Genomic DNA, 20,033 nt, shown 5'->3' with positions numbered 1-20,033 from the left:
TTTGTTAACGTTAGATGACAACCCGGAGCAGATTTTTGTATTACTACTTTAGAAGGGGAAAGTGATAAAGAACTATGAGAAAGAAGAGTTATGTACCTTATTTATTTATCTTACCGGCTTTTATTATACATTTTTGTATTGTATCACTGCCATCTTTAAGTACTTTAGCCATGTCATTATTTGATTGGAACGGTATCGGCAATGCTACTTTTATTGGACTGGATAATTTCACTGAAATTTTTACAGAGGATACTGTTGTTAAGATAGCTATTATAAATAATTTAAAGTGGCTGGTAATATTTATAACAGTCCCTATCATAATCGGTTTTATTGTTTCTATTATAGTGAGCAGAATCAAAAAAGGACAGATGTTTTATCGGGTGGTATATTTTATCCCATATGTTATTTCCGCAGCGGTTGCCGGTAAAATATTCACAGCATATATGAATCCCTATTACGGCATCAATTTATTTTTGGATAAAGCAGGGTTAACTTCATTAGCCGATACCTTATGGCTGGGCAATCCCAAAATAGCACTATACTCCGTAGCTTTTGTAGACAACTGGCACTGGTGGGGATTTGTTATGGTTCTTTTCCTGGGGGCATTACAGCAGGTGGATCCTGTGTTGTATGAAGCTGCCAGAGTTGACGGAGCAAACCGCTTCCAGGAATTACTGCATGTATCCATTCCCGGAATTAAGGCAACCATAGCGTTTGTTTTAATTATGACTGTTATGTGGTCATTTTTAACCTTTGATTATGTATATGTTATGACCAATGGCGGACCGGCTAATTCCACAGAGATTTTAGCCACCTGGATTTATAAGAATGCATTTACCAAATATAGGGCAGGATATGCAAATGCTCTGTGTGTTGTACAAAGCGGTATTTGTCTTATTTTCTATTTTGTTCAGAGGTATATAAGCAAAAAAGGGGGCATGGAAGATGAAGAGTAAGAAGAAAATTAAACAGAATATAATGGAGGGTCTCAAGTATATTTTTCTCACACTGATGCTTGTCTTTTCCGCATATCCTTTGCTTCAGGTTCTGATTAACTCCTTTAAAACGGATGCTGATGTAAAAACCATGCCGATTGGTTTACCGCCAAAATGGGTGTTTAATAACTATAAGGATGCATGGGAAATCGGTGGATATGCAAGGGCTTATTTTAATAGTTTCCTGATAGGGGGATGTACTATTATTATTGTTTTGACTGTAGTTGGCCTGGGTGCTTATTCTTTAAGTAAACTGCATTTTAAACTAAGAGGTTTTTTCACGGCATATTTCTTTGTAGCAATTTCCCTGCCTGGTTTTTTATACATAGTTCCTGATTATTTCTGTATGAATAAGCTGGGACTATTAGATACTAGATTTAGTCTGGTTATTGTATATACTGCGATGCAGATTCCGTTTAATATGCTTTTACTTCGCACTTTTCTTGGCGGAATCCCGAGAGAACTGGAAGAAGCGGCTAAAATTGACGGATGCAGTGAATTAAGCAGTTTGCTTAAAATCACATTCCCGATTGCCAAACCTATGTTTTTAACGGTAGCATTGCTGGTATTCGTAAATACCTGGAATGAGTATCTATGGTCAAATACCTTTATTATAACGGATGAATTAAAAACCGTGGCTACAAGATTTATTAAGTTTACCGGAGAATATTCTTCCAATATGGCCAGAATTTATACTGCGAGTGTGATTTCAATAATGCCGGTTATATTACTTTACTTTATATTCAGTAATAAATTTATTGAGGGAATGACGAGCGGAAGTGTAAAAGGATAAAAGGAAAGAACCGATATTTAAATTAAGGTATGACCGGAAAGAGATTATATTTAGTGTAAAGGAGAACTGACATGAAAGAAGCATATATTGAGAAAATTTACGCCGGATGGCTTGCTAAAATAATTGGAATCCGTTTAGGTGCACCAATTGAGGGATGGACTTACGAAAAAATTAAAAACATCTATGAAGAATTAGTTCATTATCCTGTTGATTACCATGAATTTGCGGCAGATGATGACAGCAACGGACCTTTGTTTTTCTTAAAAGCAATGGAAAACAGAAAAGATAAATCGGAATTAAAAGCACAGGACGTAGCGGAGGCACTTTTAAATTACGCACCTTACGAACATGGCTTTTTCTGGTGGGGCGGTTATGGCGTATCAACGGAACATACGGCATATTTAAATCTCAGGAGTGGAATAAAAGCACCAAGAAGCGGAAGTATAGAACAAAATGGAGCTGCCATAGCGGAACAAATCGGCGGACAGATATTTATAGATACCTGGGGTCTGGTTACTGCCGGTAATCCGGATCTGGCGGCAAAATATGCGAAAGAAGCAGCCAGTGTTACCCACGACGGTAATGGTGTGTACGGAGGGATTTTTATAGCTGCCTGCATCAGTTATGCTTTTGTGGAACAGGATATCAGAAAAATAATAGAAAAAGGGTTAACTTATATACCGGAAGATTGTGAATATACAAGAGTTGTGAAAGCGGTGATTCAATATCATGAAAATAACCCTGAAAACTGGAGGATTTGTTTTAGATACATTTTTGATCATTTTGGCTACGATAAATACCCGGGTAACTGTCACATAATCCCCAATATAGCAGTTATGATTCTTGGTTTATTATATGGAGAGGGAGATTTTTCTAAAACAATTACAATTACCAATATGTGCGGCTGGGATACGGACTGTAATGTAGGAAATGTAGCAACTATAATGGGTGTCAGATGCGGCCTTACAGGGATTGATTATGAAAACTGGAGAAAACCTATTAATGATTTTGTGGCATGTTCCAGTGTTGTTGGTTCCTTAAATATTATGGATATACCTTTCGGAGCTTCTTATATAGCAAAACTTGCATATGAAATTACCGGTGAGGAAATTCCGGAACCTTTTAAAACGTTATTTGAAAAACGTCTGGATTCCTGTCATTTTGAGTATCCCGGTTCTACCCATGCCATAAGGGTCCGCACGGTTAAGGATAGTAAAAATGATAACCAGACTTTAGAATATGAATTAAAAAACAGTATGGAAACTGCGTATACCGGAAATCATTCTTTAAAAATCATGGCGAAACCGGCAGTTCCCGGTGATAAAATCTATGTTTACAAAAAAGTATATTATGTGCCGGAAGATTTTCATGACAGCCGGTATGACCCATGCTTTTCACCCTTAGTTTATCCGGGACAGACCATTCATGGAAGTGCGTATCTGCCTGCTTATGGAAATGAATGTAAGGTTCGTTTATATGCCAGAGAAAAAAGAAGCAATGAGATATTAACCGGTGAGCCGGTTTCACTGAAAAAAGGTGAATGGGAAGAATTAGTGTTTCAAATTCCAAAAAGCCACGGCGGACTGATTGATGAAATAGGTTTTGAGTTTAGCCTTTGCGGCTGCAATGGAGAAAGAACAGAATTGGCAGTGTTTATTGATGACCTCTATGCTGACGGCGCAGCTGACTATATTTTGGATTTCTCAAAAGAAGAGGAAGAAAAGTGGAACGGTTTGCATCGTGAAATCAGTCAGATGACCAGATTAAAAGGACTGATGTACTTGCAGAACAAAAGTCTGCACCTTACCTGTTCCGATTTTGCAGAAGCTTATACCGGAGGTTATAACTGGAAAGATTACCAGGCTGAATATTACTTTACGCCGCTGCTGGGAGAACATCATGGCATGAACTTCCGTGTACAGGGTGCAATTCGTTCTTACGCTATTGCGTTATTACCGGACCATAAAGCAGCCTTATTAAAAAATGATAATGGCTATATAACGTTGACTGAAAGCAATTTTTATTGGAACTTAGGAGAGGAGTACAAGGTTTTAGTAAGTGTTTCCGGCAATCATATAAAAGCTGTGATAAATGACACCTTAACCTTGGAATATACGGATAAAGATTATCCTTATCTGGAAGGTTTCATTGGAGTTTCCGTAATGAATGGAAGCCATTGCAGTTATCAGAAAATTAAGGTGTATTCATAAATTTCAAGTATCGTAAGGCTGTTCAAAGATTTTAGTAAGTTATTAGGATACATTGATTATGGGGCTTATGAAACAGTCCCTGAAAGGAGTAAAGTATGGATGTTATTGGTTTGGGAACGTTAGCTATGGATATACTTCGGAAAGTAGATAAACTGCCGGGAGAAGATTCTTTCTGCGTTGTTGAAAATACTGCCTATGCGCCGGGCGGAAGTGGAACCAATGTAATCGTTCAAATGGCCAGACTCGGGGCAAAATGCGGATATGTCGGCAAAGTATCGGATGACAAAATAGGAGAAGAAATTATTGTGAACCTGAAGCAGGAGGGTGTTGATACCAGTTTCATGGTTATCAAAAAAGGCGGCACAACTTTGCATACGGAAATAGTAATTGACCGTGCCGGAAAGAAATTTATTTTACTTAACTTAGGGGATGTATTCCATACCTTAGGCGTGGATGAAGTAAATACGGAGGCCATTCAAACTGCAGCAGTATTTTATACGGATTTACTTCCTTTTGAACCGGCAGTAAAAGGACTGAAAACTGCTAAAGAATCGGGGAGAAAAACGGCTTTTAACATGCAGACTGGACTGGATACAATGAAAGGTTTTGGTATATCAAAAGAAGATATTTTCAATGTATTACCATATACAGATGTATTTGCTCCATGTCAGGAGGGGTTATATGCATTAACGGATACTACGGATTTAGAAGAGTGCAGAAAGAGATTAAGGAAATATTGCAGTGGTGTATTATTATTTACTTTAGGAAGTAAAGGTTCGGTTGCATATGATAAAGAAGATAATAGATATGAGATTCCCTGCAGAAAAATTAATTGCGTAGATACAACCGGTGCAGGAGATTCCTATCTGGGATCTTTTTTATATAGTTACTTTCTAAAGAAAGATTCCGTAGAAAACTCCATGAAATTAGCAACGGATTGCGCGGCTTATACCTGTACCGGAATAGGCGCCAGATATAGCCCGACTGTTGAACAGATAAAAAATTTTGTAAAGCTAGATTGACTGATCTCAGATCAAAGTAATTAAAATTAAGGAGTACAGCACAATATGGATATGATCTATGATAGAATTCTTGGAGGAATGATTGGAATTGCATTGGGTGATGCGTTTGGCATGCCCTCTGAAATGTGGTCCAGAAAAAGGATTAAAGATTACTTTGGTGAAATTCATTCTTTTAAACCCGGTCCGGATGAGAATGCTATATCAAAAGGGCTTAAGGCCGGCGAAGTAACCGATGATACCATGAATACTATTTTTGTAACTGAGATGTTATATGAAAACAGAGGTAAGGCAGATCCATATTTATATATTAAGAAGTTAAAGCACTGGTCAAAAACCTCTGATAAAAGTATTGCTGTAATAGGGCCCAGTACTTCAAAAGCAATTAAGCTGTTGGAAGAGGGTACTCCGATTGAAGAAACAGGGAAAACCGGCATAACTAACGGAGCTGCCATGAAAATCCTACCCATTGGCTTTGTGTATTCCGTTAAGAATATGGAAGAAATGGTTAAGGAAGTTTATAAACTATGCCTGCCGACCCATAATACATCGGCAGCTATAAGTGGTGCCAGTGCAATAGCAGCTGCCGGTTCCTATATGGTTTCAGGTGGCAGTTCTATGGAAAAACTGTTAGAAACAGCATGTGAGGCAGCTGAAATTGGTATAAAGTACGGATATGATGTGGCAAGTGCTTCAATTAGGAAGAGGATTCTAATGGGCAAAAGAATTGTCGATTCCATGGAACGGGAAAAGCAATCTTCAGATAAGATTCTGGATGAAATATATGATGTAATTGGAACCGGACTTCCTATAACAGAAAGCGTTCCTGCAGCTTTGACATTGGTTTATCTGGCGAAAGGTGATCCTATAAAATGTGCCCGGTACTGTGCAAACATAGGAGGAGATACCGATACCCTTGGCGCTATGGGATGCGGGATATGCGGGGCTGGTTTCGGAGGACAGAATTTTCCGGCTGAATTGGTTGAAACACTGGAACAAACAAATCATATAAATTTTTCCATGTCAGCAGAATGGTTAACTGAACTAAGGAAAACTATGAAAACAAGATAATTAATAGTTTTATTATAAACTCCCAAAATATTGAAATAGGCTGTTGCAAATTTGCACAGCCTATTTTAATGTATAAAACCTTAATAAAATTTAGCTTTAATATTTTACGGCTGATTTGGAATAAAACCTATGGAAACATATGTTATAAAATGTTATTATTTATACTGAGGTGAATAAACGATTAAATACAAAATAATAACAGTTTAAATAATTAATTCAACTTCTTCGGCAGATATTTTCGAATAAAGCTTGTTTTAATAAAGCCTGAGACATCATTCAATCAGTCACTTTACTTTTATGTAGGAATCTTTTATTTATAAAATATACTATTCAATTAGTTTAGTGGGAAGGATAAGCTATGATAAAAAAATGTAGAAATTATTTGAAAAAAATCGGAAAACACTTGGTGCAAAAAATTTTTTTATTTACATTTATGCGTTCTATGCTTTTGCTTACCGTGATGATTGTTTTCAGTGCTACGCTAAGTTTGGGTTATATCGTACATAATTATGTCATCAAGGTCAATCAGGAGTTTAATGAAATGTACCATCAGTCTGCGGATGTTTATGTTTCTTCCATAAGTGATAAATTATCCAATTATATCACGGCTATGGGTGTGGTTTCCATGAGCAACGATCTCAGGGATAATATTTTCAGAAATAATGTAAGCCGTACGGAGATGGTAACTCTTAGCAATAAATTGGGTCAAAGTATCAGTGAGATGACATTTTTTCTCTATCAGTCTAAGGATGTACTCAGTCATAGATTATATACCTATTTACCGGCCGACGGTTATTATTTCTGGAATATTAAAAAAGTACAATATGAATCCTGGTTTAATAAACTGATGCAGAGCAGTCCGCAATGGTGGTTCAGTTATTCTAATGTAACCCGTTCCAATCATCTGACGCTGGCCGGAATCATTAATAATTTTAATTCCAATACTGGTGCAGGGGGGCAGGGGTACTGCTGCCAGACCATTACCGTAGATACGGCAAACCTCTTTCTGCCGTCAGATGGAGCGGAAACCGGGGTTTATATGTTTGATAACAAAACAGGAAATATTATTTATGATTATTTAACAGAGGTAGATGAAAAGGATAACTATTACAGGCAAATCCAAGATGCTTACGGAAACACACGAAATGGAATGACCCTGCCGGAAAAAGTTTCTCTTATTAACAGCAAAGGAGAATCCATGGAGTTTACAGCTTTAACCAGACAGGTTGATATGATTGATGTAACGGCTGTAATCTTGTTTAATCCGAAACAAATGAAAGGAAATGGTGGAATCAGTTTTATCTATGCCACTTCCGTACTTACCTTAGGCATGATGCTGCTGCTTATTTTATCCAATTTTATTTATAACAGAAGATTAAAAACCTTACTTGTCAGAATGGACATGTTCGATGAAAAAAACATACAGCTGCCTGAGCCTATCGGTGGAAAGGATGAAATTGCGAAGATAGATAACCATCTTTTGCGGATGCAAGGACGGATTCAAAGCTTGATACAGGACGAGTATACAGCTAAAATGCAGGTGATGGCCGCACATCAGGAGGCTTTAATGGCCTGCATCAATCCGCATTTTTTATATAACACCTTAAATACTATTTCAGCAATGGCGGGAATCGAGGGGGCAGATAGTACGGCAGAGATGATATCATCACTTTCCGCAATGTTTCGTTATTCGTCGGATGTATCCAGGCAGCATGTGACCTTGCGTGATGAACTTAAAAACATATCGGACTATCTATATATCCAGAGTATAAGGTACCAAAATGCTTTTACCTATAGTATAGATATCGATGAAAGTCTGCTTGACTATCAGGTGCCTAAACTTATTTTGCAGCCATTAATTGAAAATGCTTTTAAACATGGTTTTAAAAATCAAATGACGGAAGGAAAAGGAGACAGGCGGCTTCATGTATCGGCCCAAAAATCGGAAGATGATATTACAATTGATATCAATGATAATGGAAAAGGTATCACTATGGACAAATTAATGGAAATTAAAGAACAAATAATGGAATCGGAATCCCAGATGACAGCTTCCGTATGGGCAAACGGCAGTATTGGAATTCTTAATGTACACCGCCGTATCAGATTGCGCTACGGGAAAGAATATGGTCTTGAGGTTATCAGTAAAGGAGAAGGTATGGGGGTAAGTGTACTGGTGCATTTACCTGGCATAAAAGGATGAGGTTTGGTAATTGGAAACTATTTAAGGCTTAAATATAGCCCTACGGTAGAAAGATATTATATCTTTTTCAAATTACTTAATAGGATTCGAGTGTCATAAGGTCCCTCAACCTGCATTTTATGAATATATATGCTGGTAATCATTCATAATACAAACTTGACCTTTTGACACCTTAATCTTTAGAGATAAATTAATCAGGAGGTAGGATGGATTGATTAGTATTTTAATTGCAGATGATGAAAAACTTGCCAGGGGGGACATTTTATATAAAGTCAGCCGCAGTGGATTTAATTATAAATGGGTAATGGAGGCTGCCTCGGCCGAAGATGCTCTGAATATGATAAAGGAATACAAACCGGACATTCTTCTAACAGATATTATGATGGGAGAAATGAGCGGTATCGATTTGGTGAGGGCAGCCAGAACCAGCTCTCTTAATATAGTATCAATACTGATATCCGGATATTCTGAATTTTCTCTGGCAAAAGAAGCCATTGCTCTTAATGTGGTGGATTATCTGTTAAAGCCGGTAAGGCAGGAGGAGTTGAATGCGGCACTTTCCACTGCTGTTTCAAAAGTAATCAATCAGCGGAATATACTTTTACTTCCCATGCAATTCGATAAAACTATTGATGAAAAATTGGATGTTATACAGAAAGAGCAGCTTTTTGCGTTTTTAAACGGGATGGAAACGAAACTTAATTTCCCGGCGGCATTATTATTTCCGCAAAAAACAGCTTATTATCAGATTGGCATTCTGCAGTTAAACCAAAACCAAAGCGATATGGAGTGTTCGGAAATGGATAATCGAAATATTGACCGGTTTCGTCAAATGGTTCAGGATGTTGTCAGGGAAATTGGGGGAGAAGAATTTCTTATATTTAGTCATATTATGCATAAGCATCAGATTACGTTACTTGCCGCATCCGCTGATTCCGATATTAAGAAAGCTTCAAATAAACTTGCCGGAAAATTCGGCGAAATTTATCGTAAAATACAATGTAAGGTAAAAGATGGAACCGTACATATGGGAATATCCGGCTTGGATGAGACAATATCAGGGAGCCTGATAAACCAGACCAGACAAGCATTGGATCTTAGGTTATCACCCGGGAGTAATCCTAAGGGAGATATCTATTTTTGGGAAGTATGGAAAAAATATGTCGCGGTACAGCTGCCTGAGGAACAAATAAAGCTGTATCAGAACTTTTTGGCGGCGGGAGATTTAAATCAAACACTGGATGCAGTACGCCGCATTTTTTCATCAGAGCAGCCCGGTGCAGCCCTCCATGTCCGAATGCTGTATGTTGAGTTAATGTGCATCCTGGCACGTACTTCTATAAAAAAAGCGGGCGGGAGTGTGGTATCTATGCTTGGCACCGAAACTTTATCAGGCAGTATTATTGATAAGTTTGCCAGCCGTGAAGAGATGATTGAGAATCTTTGCAGAACCATTACTACTGCTCTCGGTCAATGGATGGCCGTAACAGCCGATGCAAGTTCGGTCTTGCTGGTAGTAAAAAGTTATGTGGAAAATAATTTCACCAATAGTGAAATATGCACCAATTTTTTATCCAAGCAATTCTGTATATCCTTAGGGTATCTCTCGACTTCCTATAAGAAAGAGTTCGGTGTAACCATTTCAAAGCAGATTATTAACCTGAGAATGGATTACGCGAAGAAACTTTTAAAGGAAACAAAGCTGAACATTCTTGATATATCGGAAAACTGCGGATTTAATAATTTAAGTTATTTCATGCGGACCTTTAAAAAGTATACAGGGAGTACTCCTAATGAGTTTCGTGAAAATGACGAATGATTTTTGATAAATTCTTAAAACATTGTAGAGAAAAACCTCAAATGGTATATCATTTGAGGTTTTTTTATGCATTGTAACTATAAAAATTAAAATAGTGCATAGAAAATCTGAAAATAGTTGATATCAATGAAAACATAAGAGTAGTAAACTTAATACAGTTAAGGAACAAAAATATGGTTTTAATGTCTTACTTAGGTGATTACGTAACAAGATTGCTATTTAAATATTCTATACAATTCAAACAAATTTATAGTTTCACTTGGCTTTGGGGCAAGATTCAGCTCTAAAATTGTATGATTCGCATGGCATATAGAGATAATATGTGAGTTTCGTTATTACCTGATTTTTTGCAGTATGAAAGGAGAGAAATTCTTGTGAAAAATACCATGACAGTTATGACAGCCAAACAGACCAGACTTCAGAAATTGTGGTTACAGATAAAAAGGCACAAAATAATATATCTGTTTATCTTACCATGTGTAATCTGGCTGTTGGTATTCAGCTATTATCCCATGTATGGGGCTCTTTTGGCTTTTAAATCTTATAATTATAATCTGGGGATTTTAGGAAGTCCCTGGGTGGGTTTTAAAAACTTCGAAGAATTTATGAAATCGCCTGATTTCTGGATTGTTATGAAAAATACCGTTATCATCAGCGGTTTGAAAATTATTTTCGGTTTTCCCGCACCGATAATACTTGCCTTATTATTAAATGAAGTAAAGTCAAAAAAGTTCAAAAGAGTTGTGCAGACCATGAGCTATCTTCCTAATTTCGTATCATGGGTAGTTGTTGTCAGTCTGATGACCGTTATTTTTACTCCGTACGGAGGTATTATAAATAATTTCAGACAAAACATGGGACTTGGTTCTGTTTTTTTCATGGGGGAGAAAGCTTATTTCTATCCTATGGTAATTCTTTCGGATATCTGGAAAAACGCCGGATGGGGATCTATTATCTATCTGTCGGCACTTTCCGGTGTAAGCCAGGAGCTTTATGAGGCGGCTACCGTTGACGGGGCCGGACATTTAAAATGTACCTGGCATATCACACTTCCCTCCATAAAGGGAACGATTGGTATCATGCTTATTTTTGCCGTAGGGGGTATTTTAAATGCCAATTTTGATCAGATCCTGTTATTACAGCAGCCGGCTAATAACCAGATTTCAGAAATTCTGGATACCTTTGTTTTAAAAACAGGTTTGAATTACGGGCGATTTGAATACGCGACAGCAATCGGTTTGTTTAAATCAGTTTTTGCTTTTGCTCTGATGGCTCTTACCAATACAGTATCCAAAAAGTTTATGGACGTAGGTATTTGGTAAATATTAGTTGCTAAGGTATGAGAGTATTTGTTCTCATAAATTAAGCTGCTGCGTGCGGCATGGAGGTATTTAACATGAAAATAAAAGAGTCAAGATCACGAAAATTATTTGTATTTTTTAATTACATATTTTTAGCATTGTTTGGATTTATAACCCTATATCCATTCTGGTATGTACTGGTGGCGTCTCTGAATACCGGAAGGGATTTTGTCAGAGGAGGCGTTTATTTCTGGCCCAGGGAGTTTACATTAGAAAATTTTACCCATGCTTTCAAGGATTCCCGTATTTTTGATTCCTTAACCATATCGGTATCCAGGACTTTGATCGGTGTTCTGATCGGCCTTTTTTTTACTGCTCTGCTTGCTTATGGATTAAGTATTAAAACTTTGCCGGGTAAGACATTCTTAACCTTTTTCTTTTACTTTACAACTATATTCGGCGGCGGAATGATTCCCTACTATATGCTGCTGCGTGACCTGGGGCTGACAAAAAGTTTTATGCTTTATGTAATTCCGGTGGTTTACAATTTTTTTAATTTCCTGCTCCTTAGAACCTATTTTGATACGATTCCCTATGATTTGAGGGAATCCGCCCAGATAGATGGCGCAGGAGAAACCAGGATTCTGTTTGGAATTTATGTCCCGCTGGCAAAACCGGTTTTGGCTACACTGGCATTATTTATCGGTGTCGGCCATTGGAATGATTGGTTTACCGGTGCTTATTACCAGAGCAAGACTGCTTTGTACCCTGCTGCAACCCTGCTGCAAAGGCTTTTAAGTGAGGCCTCTACCGCCTCCACTATTAAGTTGGGTCAGGAAACAAGTCTTAGTACCATGACCAGTTATACAAGCCAGTCCCTGCAGATGGCCTTTGTAATGATACTTACAATGCCTATTGTCATAGTATATCCGTTTTTGCAGAAGTATTATGTAAAAGGTGTCATGATAGGTTCCGTAAAAGGTTAACCGGTATGTACGGCATGAAAAGGTAATGCTGATAAAAATCATACAAAATAATTTAAAAAGGAGTGTGTTATATGAAAAAAAGATTGCTTGGTATCCTAATGGTATTGGTGATGACGCTGTCCCTGCTTTCAGGGTGCGGCAAGCCGGGGAACGATACGAAAGAGACAAAACCTGTTGATTCACAGGGAACCGGTACAAGTACCGAAGGCACTGCAGACAGTACCGGCGGGGACAAGGCTCAGGCAGGTCCGAAGAAATACGATGATGTAAAGTTAAAAATGCTGATATGCTGGAACGGCGGATTTAAAACGGCATCGGATCAGTATAACAACGAAGTAGCGAAAAAAATCAGAGAAAAAACCGGAGTTACCGTGGAATTCGAAGGCATTATGATGAGTGAAGTGGAAAAGCTGAATCTCTTATTTGCATCCGGTGATATGCCCGATATAATTAACGCACCTTATTGGGGAGGTAATGGTGGTGAAACCGCAGTAATCAAAAAGGCCGCAACAGAAGGAAGGCTTCTCCCCATTGAAGATTTACTGCCCAATTATCCGAATCTGGCTAATGCCTATGACATCGGTATAGTATCCAAGTCCTATCTGGAAAACGACCTGGATTATAAAGGTTTTAACGGTCACCGGTACATACTGCCACAGGAAACTCCCGGAGACGATGCGGACGTGACGAACTGGACATACGGTGTATTTGTCCGCGGTGATATACCGAAAGAACTGGGAATTGATCCGGCATCTATAAAAACTGCGGATGATCTGTATAATTTTATGGAAAAAGCAAAAGAACATGGATTTAAAGATGTTAACGGTAACGACACCATCGTTGCAACCACCTATCATAACGGCTGGGATTATTCTCAATATGGCATTAATTTCGCGGAGAAGAAGTTCAGCAACTATAGAAAACAGGCAGACGGTACCTATACTTATCTTGCAATGACCGATGAATGGATGAATAAAAATCTGTTCATCTGGAAACTGGTTAACAAGGGGCTGCTGGATGTGGAATGTTTTAAGCAGACAGATTCCCAGGCAGATGAAAAGGTCGGAAACGGAACCGCATTATTTGCCGCCGCCCAGTTTAACAGTATTATTAATTCCACCAAGCTTACCGGCTTATACAGTTCCCATCCGGAGATGCGCTACATCCCGGTCGGACCTATGACTTATAAAGACGGGCAGCCGATCGTACAGCTTGAACAAAACGGCCGTGCAGGTTCCCCTGCAATAATCTTTCCGACTTCCTGTTCTAATATAGAAGCTGCACTCACCTATCTTGATTATGTTAACAGTGAAGAAGGTGCCCGGCTCTGCCAGTACGGTATTGAAGGAGACACTTATGAACTTAACAGCGACGGTCAGCCTCGTCTGAAAAGCGAAATACTTGCCAGAAAGGCTGCCGGTGATTCTTCTGTGGATGATGAACTTCGTGAGAAAGGTATCAATTATATTTTAGGCCGTACTCTTCAGGCAGATAAACGTTTTACCTGGTGGGGTGAAATGGGTGCCGGTGATGCAGATGCGGCTCCTCCGGAAAAGACAGAATATATGCTGGCACGTCCGGTTGAACGTGTGGACGGTTATCCGTTAGAAGGACTTGTAATTAACTATGAGAATTACGATAAGGTTAAGAAGTTTGCATTTGAGGGAACTACTATGGAAGATTACCAGCAGCGTGCTTTCTTTGCGGATACCGAAGAGGCAGCAAAATCAATTCTGAAAGAATATCAGGACTACTTAATGACACAGGAAAACGGAATCTTTAAAGATTACTTAAACTATGTAAATGAATGCGCTAAATCAAGAGACGATATTCTGGATTAAGACAGTAATAAGCCGGTATAAATAAAATATACGGATTTTAAATATGTCGGAATTTAAATTTACCCGGTGCTATCCTGAAATGTGGGTTATGTTTTGGAAATTTGTATTAAGCTTTGCGGTAAACAAGAAGCATTCCTTCCTGAAAACCCGTATCGGTTTTATACAATGCTCCTAGAATATAACCCACATTTTTTAGCAAAAGAAAGAATAATTTTTCAGAAAAGCAAAGGAGAAATCAATATGTCTTATATCAGGGAACGCACTCAGGAATTAACAGGGTTTCAGGAAAGTGCACCATGGGAGCCGAATATCGATGTACAGTGTGATTTTATTATGGTCTATGGTATCGATTCCACCATGCCGGAACGGGTAAGACAGTTTCGGGAGAAAGGTTATGTGGTTCATTTAATGACAGGTATATCCTGGGGAGAATATCAGGATTACCTGTACGGTAAATATGATGGCAGAAATCATTGGGATGAGAGTCAGATGGACCGGTATGGGAAACATATCAAACATGGGAAAGAGGTACCCTATATGTCTCCTTCCATTGCATTTACCGACTACCTGACAGAAAAATTAAAAACCGCCGTGGATGCAGGTGTTATGGCAATCCATATGGAGGAACCGGAATTCTGGGATTACGGTGGTTATTCTGAAAGTTTTAAACGGGAATACCTTCTTTATTACAGAGAACCCTGGCAGCCGCCTCACACCGGTCTTGATGTCAGATATAAATGTGCAAAATTAAAAGCATATCTATATGCCAGAGCAATCGGGCGTATCGGTACGGCTCTAAAGGAATATGCATTAACAAACTATAACCGTGTTCTGCGGTTTTATATTCCTACCCACAGCCTTGTGAATTACACCCAGTGGAAGATTATCAGTCCGGAGGGGGGGTTAATAGACTCCCCGGCTGTAGACGGTTATATTGCACAGGTCTGGACAGGCACCAGCAGAAGCGCTAATGTTTATGAGGGAGTGGTGAAAGAAAGAACTTTTGAAACTGCTTATCTTGAATATGGAATTATGCAGGAACTGGTTAAAGGTACCGGCAGAAGAATGTGGTTTCTTCATGATCCTATTGAAGACAATACAGAATATACCTGGGAGGATTACAGGTACAATTATCTAAAGACAGCAGCTGCATCTCTTTTACATCCTGCAGTCCATACCTATGAAATCTGTCCCTGGCCAAGAAGAGTATTTAACGGCGTATTTCCTCGTAAAGCAGGCCTTGCAGGCGGCACTATTCCTACTACGAATATGCCGGGAGCAAAAGCAATCCCCGGGGAATATGCAACATTGCTTAACAGTATGGTGCAGTTGTTTGGAGATATGGATCAGACGGATTATGCTTTTGATGGAATCAATAGCGGTATCGGAGTATTTATGTCAGATTCCGGGTTATTCCAGAGAAGTTATCCGGAGGGTATCGTGCCGGAAGAAAATATTATTAACATGGAAAAAACCTTGCGTGAATTGAAAGACAGGGAACATAGAGGAGAGGATTGTTCCAAGGAAAGCAAGGCATATATGGAAGCGGTGACTAACAATAAGGATGACTATCTTGCATTTGTTCAAAGCGGCTCTTTTCCGAACTTTTTCGGTATGGTTTTACCTTTATTAAAATACGGTCTTCCCGTCAGACCGGTTCAACTGGATAATGTCAGAAGATTTCCCGGATATCTGGATGATTATAATACTTTAGTTCTAAGTTATGAGTATATTAAACCGGAATCTCCCGATGTTAATAATGCTCTTGCGGCCTGGGTGAAAGACGGTGGGTCATTAATGTATATCGGTGACGGAAGTGACCCGTATCACAATATAAAAGGCTGGTGGAACCGTTCCCTGGCAGAAGATAAAAATCAGTCAGGGTATGAGAGTCCGGCAGAACATTTATTCGAGATGCTTGGGATACCCCGCAGACCGGAAGACGGCATATCAGAAGTCGGAAAGGGATATATTTTGATGTGGAATATAGCTCCGGCTAAACTGTGTACCTCTAAGGGATTAGCAGAAAAATTCAGAAAACGGATGAAAGAATTATTAGCTTTAAACAGCCGTTCCTGGGAGTATACAAATCAGTTAACTATTAGGCGGGGCCCGTATATCATTTCCTCGGTTATGGGTGAAAGTGATCTGCCTGAATCATCCAAGGTACATACGTTCCATGGTTTGTTTGCCGATATGCTGGAGAACGATTATAAGATCATTACAGAAAAACAATTGAAAGAAGACGAAATTACCATATTATTTGACTTTGCTAAAATAGAAGAAGTTAAGTATAGGGTTATCGGCTGTTCGGCCAGGGTATTTTCCTTGGAAGAAACAGGCGAGGGGCAAGGATTTACCATGAATGTAAAAGCAGCAGACCACATAAACGCTTATCTTAGGGTAAGGCTGCCAAAACCTGTAATATCGGTTAAAGCTCAGGACGAAAATGAAACTCCGGTACCCGTTGATTTTATATGGGATGAATCATCCGGGACAGTTCTATTAAGTTATGAGAGCCGGAACCAACGAATAAGGATTGACGGTATTTATAAATAACAAGTATCGGGTTGATAAGCGTCTGGATTTGAGTGAGATTGAGTGCACCCTGGCAATAAAGAAATTGATTAACAGAACGCTGTAATTCAATATAATTTTTACTAAAAACTGTATATTTTGTGAACTGCTTATATTATAATTTGATACGGAGTTATCGATATTCAAAAGGTAATTGCAACAGGCAATCAAATCACTGGATACATACAACTGATACAATTCAAAAACTTTGAAGAGGAGGTTTTAGAGTGAAAGAAAAAACGAAACATCTGGCAGCAAAATATACCAGATTAAAGCGGCAGGTTGGAGGAAACCGTGAAAAATATCATTACGAGGAAACCTTTGGCCAGCCGATGGAAGAATTTTATGGAATAACCACACCAAATGTCTGGAATACGAGAATCTTAGCAGAGATAGAATTCTCAATTCGTCTTTCGAAAGAACTGGAAGGCAAATATGATGATATTCTGCATCAAACCCTGGATTATCTATTGGATAAGATGGAGGTGGAGGGGGCACTTACCAATAATACGTGTATGGAAGCCGAACAGATGCTGTTACCCCTTGCCGGGGCAGCAAAAGAATATGAACTTATTCTGGCGGCTCATGCCCATATTGATATGAACTGGATGTGGGGCTGGCAGGAGACGGTAGCTGCAACCATAGCTACTTTTCAGACTATGTTAAAATTAATGGAGGAGTATCCTGACTTTCATTTTTCTCAATCTCAGGCAGCTGTTTATAAAATCATTGAGGACTATGCACCTGAATTAAAGGAGAAAATGAAACAGCGGATTAAGGAAGGACGATGGGAAGTCACGGCTTCTGCCTGGGTGGAAACAGATAAAAACATGCCGTCGGCCGAGTCGTTATTAAATCATATCTATTATACCAAGAAGTATTTAAAGGAACATTGGGAAGTGGAAGAAGCTTCTCTTGATATTGATTTTTCTCCGGATACTTTCGGACATTCCGCTCATTTACCGGAATTAGACACTTTGGGCGGTGTGAAATATTATTATCACTGCAGGGGATTGGACGGAGATAATGCATTATACCGCTGGCGCTCAAAGTCCGGTAAGGAACTATTGGTTTACAGGGAGCAATACTGGTATAACAGCGGGATTACTCCGCTGCCTGCTATCGGCTTAATCGATGTGGCGAAACGCTCCGGCGGACTTAAGACAGGACTTGTGGTTTACGGTGTAGGAGACCATGGTGGCGGCCCTACAAGGAAAGATATTGAACGAGCTATAGAAATGATGGAATGGCCTGTATTTCCTAAATTACGGTTCGGCACTTTCCATGATTATTTTAATGCGGCAGAGTCGGTCAGGGATAAAGTTCCGGTAGTAGAACAGGAACTTAACTTTATATTCCCAGGCTGTTATACCACCCAAAGCCGTTTGAAACTGGGAAACCGTCAAGCTGAGAATGGACTGTATGAAGCCCAGTGTCTGGATGCATTTGCCAAGGGCAGACTTCATACCGAATATCAGGCTGGCCATTATGAATCGGCATGGCAGAGTGTATTATTCACCCATTTTCATGATATTTTAACAGGTTCCTGTGTTCAGGAAAGCAGAGAACATGCCATGGGTCTGATATCCCATTCAATCGCAACAGCCGGCACCAGGGCCTCCTTTGCCATGCAGGCTATAGCCGGAAATATTAATACCTCCGGTATCTCTATAGAGGAGGGCTTACCGGTTCAGAGAAAAGCCTATTCGCAGTCGGAGGGTGCCGGAGCAGGCTATGGTATTACTGCGTTAAAAGGTATGCCGTCGCCAGAGCAGGGTGCCGGACTAACCAGAATCTATCATATCTTTAACGTAACAGCCTGTGACAGGGAAGATAACTGTCTGCTGACGGTTTGGGATTATACCGGAGATCTGCGCTATCTTTATGCCCAGGAAGCTAACGGAGAAGAAATTCCGATACAGTTACTTGATAACAAACCAAAAACTTACTGGGATCATAAATATTTTAGAGTTTTGGTAAAAGTTAAGGCTCCTGCTTTTGGGTTTACTACGATTGTACTTTCACAAAAGGAAGCACAAGAATATAGTATTTACCTTCAGCCCACCGAGAGAACCAATAAACCGACGGAAAATATCATTTTGGAAAATAAATTCCTCCGTGCGGAATTTGACTTTAAAAACGGTTCTCTGATTTCCTTAAAGGAGAAAGAAACCGGAGCAGAGTTATTAAAAGATAAGGAACGAGGCGGACTTAGGTATCTCACAACGGAACGGGATTCTTCCAGTGCATGGCAGATAGGAAGATACACGGATATCTTATCTGAATGTTTCCAAACAAATAAGATAACAATCGAAAATGGAACTTTACGCCAGGGTTTTACAGTGGAACAGACAGTGAAAAATTCCTCGGTTAAGACAGAAGTATTCTTAGAAGAGGGTGCAAGGGCTTTAACGATTCATCTGGAGATCGACTGGCATGAAATCAGCAGGGAGAAAGAACCGGTACCGGTACTCCTCTACCATTTGCCATTAAAAGAGACAGACAATTTCCTATATGATGTACCCGGCGGAGTTCAGGAAAGGAAAGGAATGCAGTTAGATGTACCCGGACTTACCTTTGGTGCAGCCTTGGCTGAAAAAGGCGGCAGGACGGTGTTCCTGGCTTCGGATTGCAAATATGGGTATCGGGGCAGTGAGGACGGCTTAAGCTGCACCTTAATTAATTCCACGACAAATCCTGATCCGTATCCGGAGAGAGGAATTCATAATATAACCCTGTATGCCGGAATTAGTGATAAGAACCCTGTGGTTTTGCAATATATTGTTTCCCAATTACTTCACCCGCTGTTATATCAATCGGGAAATGTTCATGAGGGAACATTGCCTTTATCAGAAAGTTTACTGAAGATAAATGGGGGAGTCCTGAATGAAACTCAGAATGTAATTGTGTCGGGAATTTTCCGTTTGGAGGGGAAACTGGAAGTAAGAATATGTGAAATCAGCGGGCAGGAAGCAGAGGTTAATCTGGAATTTACCGCTGAACCTAAAAGGGCAGGTATGGTGGATCTATTCGGAACAGAATTAGAAGGTAATGTTACAATCTCAGGAAAAAATGTGCGTGTATCGGTACCTGCTTATTCCACGGTAATGGTTCAGATATCCGGTGAGGAGATATAATTATTAAATAATATGAGTAGACCATGGCATAAGCGATGGCAATTGTTTTAAAATCTAACTTGTTCATAAATGTATGAAATA

The 20,033-nt window shown here is 39.4% G+C and carries 12 protein-coding genes; all 12 read left to right on the top strand.

Annotation, left to right across the window (positions count from 1 at the left end; all coding sequences use genetic code 11):
• The first annotated feature begins 74 nt into the window (after window positions 1-74).
• The 12 genes from RBU59_RS10520 (at window position 75) to RBU59_RS10465 (ending at window position 19,952) form a co-directional block, all read left to right on the top strand.
• Window positions 75-956: a carbohydrate ABC transporter permease gene (locus RBU59_RS10520; protein ID WP_308147822.1), complete on the top strand. Its 882-nt coding sequence runs from the start codon at window positions 75-77 to the stop codon at window positions 954-956.
• Window positions 946-1,788 carry a carbohydrate ABC transporter permease gene (locus tag RBU59_RS10515; RefSeq protein ID WP_161837748.1) on the top strand — a complete coding sequence of 281 codons (843 nt, stop codon included), beginning with the start codon at window positions 946-948 and terminating at the stop codon, window positions 1,786-1,788. Before RBU59_RS10520 ends, RBU59_RS10515 begins: the two co-directional genes overlap by 11 nt.
• A gap of 71 nt (window positions 1,789-1,859) precedes the next feature.
• Entirely contained in the window at window positions 1,860-3,998 is a 2,139-nt protein-coding gene (locus RBU59_RS10510) for an ADP-ribosylglycohydrolase family protein (protein ID WP_308147821.1), read from the top strand.
• Window positions 3,999-4,093: 95 nt separating this feature from the next.
• On the top strand, window positions 4,094-5,020 hold the full coding sequence (locus RBU59_RS10505; RefSeq protein ID WP_308147820.1) for a carbohydrate kinase family protein: 927 nt from the start codon (window positions 4,094-4,096) through the stop codon (window positions 5,018-5,020).
• 45 nt (window positions 5,021-5,065) lie between these two features.
• The gene (locus tag RBU59_RS10500; protein ID WP_308147819.1) at window positions 5,066-6,088 is read left to right on the top strand and encodes an ADP-ribosylglycohydrolase family protein; all 1,023 of its coding nucleotides are present in this window, start codon (window positions 5,066-5,068) and stop codon (window positions 6,086-6,088) included.
• 358 nt (window positions 6,089-6,446) lie between these two features.
• A complete protein-coding gene (locus RBU59_RS10495; protein ID WP_308147818.1) occupies window positions 6,447-8,291 on the top strand; it encodes a sensor histidine kinase in 1,845 nt (614 codons plus the stop codon).
• A gap of 211 nt (window positions 8,292-8,502) precedes the next feature.
• A complete protein-coding gene (locus tag RBU59_RS10490) occupies window positions 8,503-10,110 on the top strand; it encodes a response regulator transcription factor (protein ID WP_308147817.1) in 1,608 nt (535 codons plus the stop codon).
• Between the two features lie 374 nt (window positions 10,111-10,484).
• A complete protein-coding gene (locus RBU59_RS10485) occupies window positions 10,485-11,432 on the top strand; it encodes an ABC transporter permease (protein ID WP_308147816.1) in 948 nt (315 codons plus the stop codon).
• A 74-nt stretch (window positions 11,433-11,506) separates the two neighbouring features.
• A complete protein-coding gene (locus RBU59_RS10480) occupies window positions 11,507-12,397 on the top strand; it encodes a carbohydrate ABC transporter permease (protein WP_308147815.1) in 891 nt (296 codons plus the stop codon).
• Window positions 12,398-12,468: 71 nt separating this feature from the next.
• Window positions 12,469-14,238 (top strand): hypothetical protein, encoded by a 1,770-nt coding sequence (locus RBU59_RS10475; protein WP_308147814.1) that lies wholly within the window; start codon window positions 12,469-12,471, stop codon window positions 14,236-14,238.
• Window positions 14,239-14,478: 240 nt separating this feature from the next.
• Complete coding sequence (locus RBU59_RS10470) at window positions 14,479-16,797, top strand: hypothetical protein (protein WP_308147813.1); 2,319 nt, start codon at window positions 14,479-14,481, stop codon at window positions 16,795-16,797.
• Window positions 16,798-17,042: 245 nt separating this feature from the next.
• Complete coding sequence (locus tag RBU59_RS10465; protein ID WP_308147812.1) at window positions 17,043-19,952, top strand: glycoside hydrolase family 38 C-terminal domain-containing protein; 2,910 nt, start codon at window positions 17,043-17,045, stop codon at window positions 19,950-19,952.
• Window positions 19,953-20,033 lie beyond the last annotated feature (81 nt).

The organism is Anaerocolumna sp. MB42-C2 (genome assembly GCF_030913705.1).
Lineage (GTDB): Bacteria > Bacillota > Clostridia > Lachnospirales > Lachnospiraceae > Anaerocolumna.
The sequence above is the reverse complement of the archived record's forward strand: the minus strand, read 5'-3'. Positions and strand labels throughout refer to the sequence as shown.

Coding starts and splice junctions, on each gene's coding strand:
- RBU59_RS10480 (WP_308147815.1), top strand. CDS start 11,507: ATGAAAATAAAAGAGTCAAGATCACGAAAATTATTTGTATTTTTTAAT.
- RBU59_RS10495 (WP_308147818.1), top strand. CDS start 6,447: ATGATAAAAAAATGTAGAAATTATTTGAAAAAAATCGGAAAACACTTG.
- RBU59_RS10475 (WP_308147814.1), top strand. CDS start 12,469: ATGAAAAAAAGATTGCTTGGTATCCTAATGGTATTGGTGATGACGCTG.
- RBU59_RS10500 (WP_308147819.1), top strand. CDS start 5,066: ATGGATATGATCTATGATAGAATTCTTGGAGGAATGATTGGAATTGCA.
- RBU59_RS10510 (WP_308147821.1), top strand. CDS start 1,860: ATGAAAGAAGCATATATTGAGAAAATTTACGCCGGATGGCTTGCTAAA.
- RBU59_RS10515 (WP_161837748.1), top strand. CDS start 946: ATGAAGAGTAAGAAGAAAATTAAACAGAATATAATGGAGGGTCTCAAG.
- RBU59_RS10470 (WP_308147813.1), top strand. CDS start 14,479: ATGTCTTATATCAGGGAACGCACTCAGGAATTAACAGGGTTTCAGGAA.
- RBU59_RS10520 (WP_308147822.1), top strand. CDS start 75: ATGAGAAAGAAGAGTTATGTACCTTATTTATTTATCTTACCGGCTTTT.
- RBU59_RS10505 (WP_308147820.1), top strand. CDS start 4,094: ATGGATGTTATTGGTTTGGGAACGTTAGCTATGGATATACTTCGGAAA.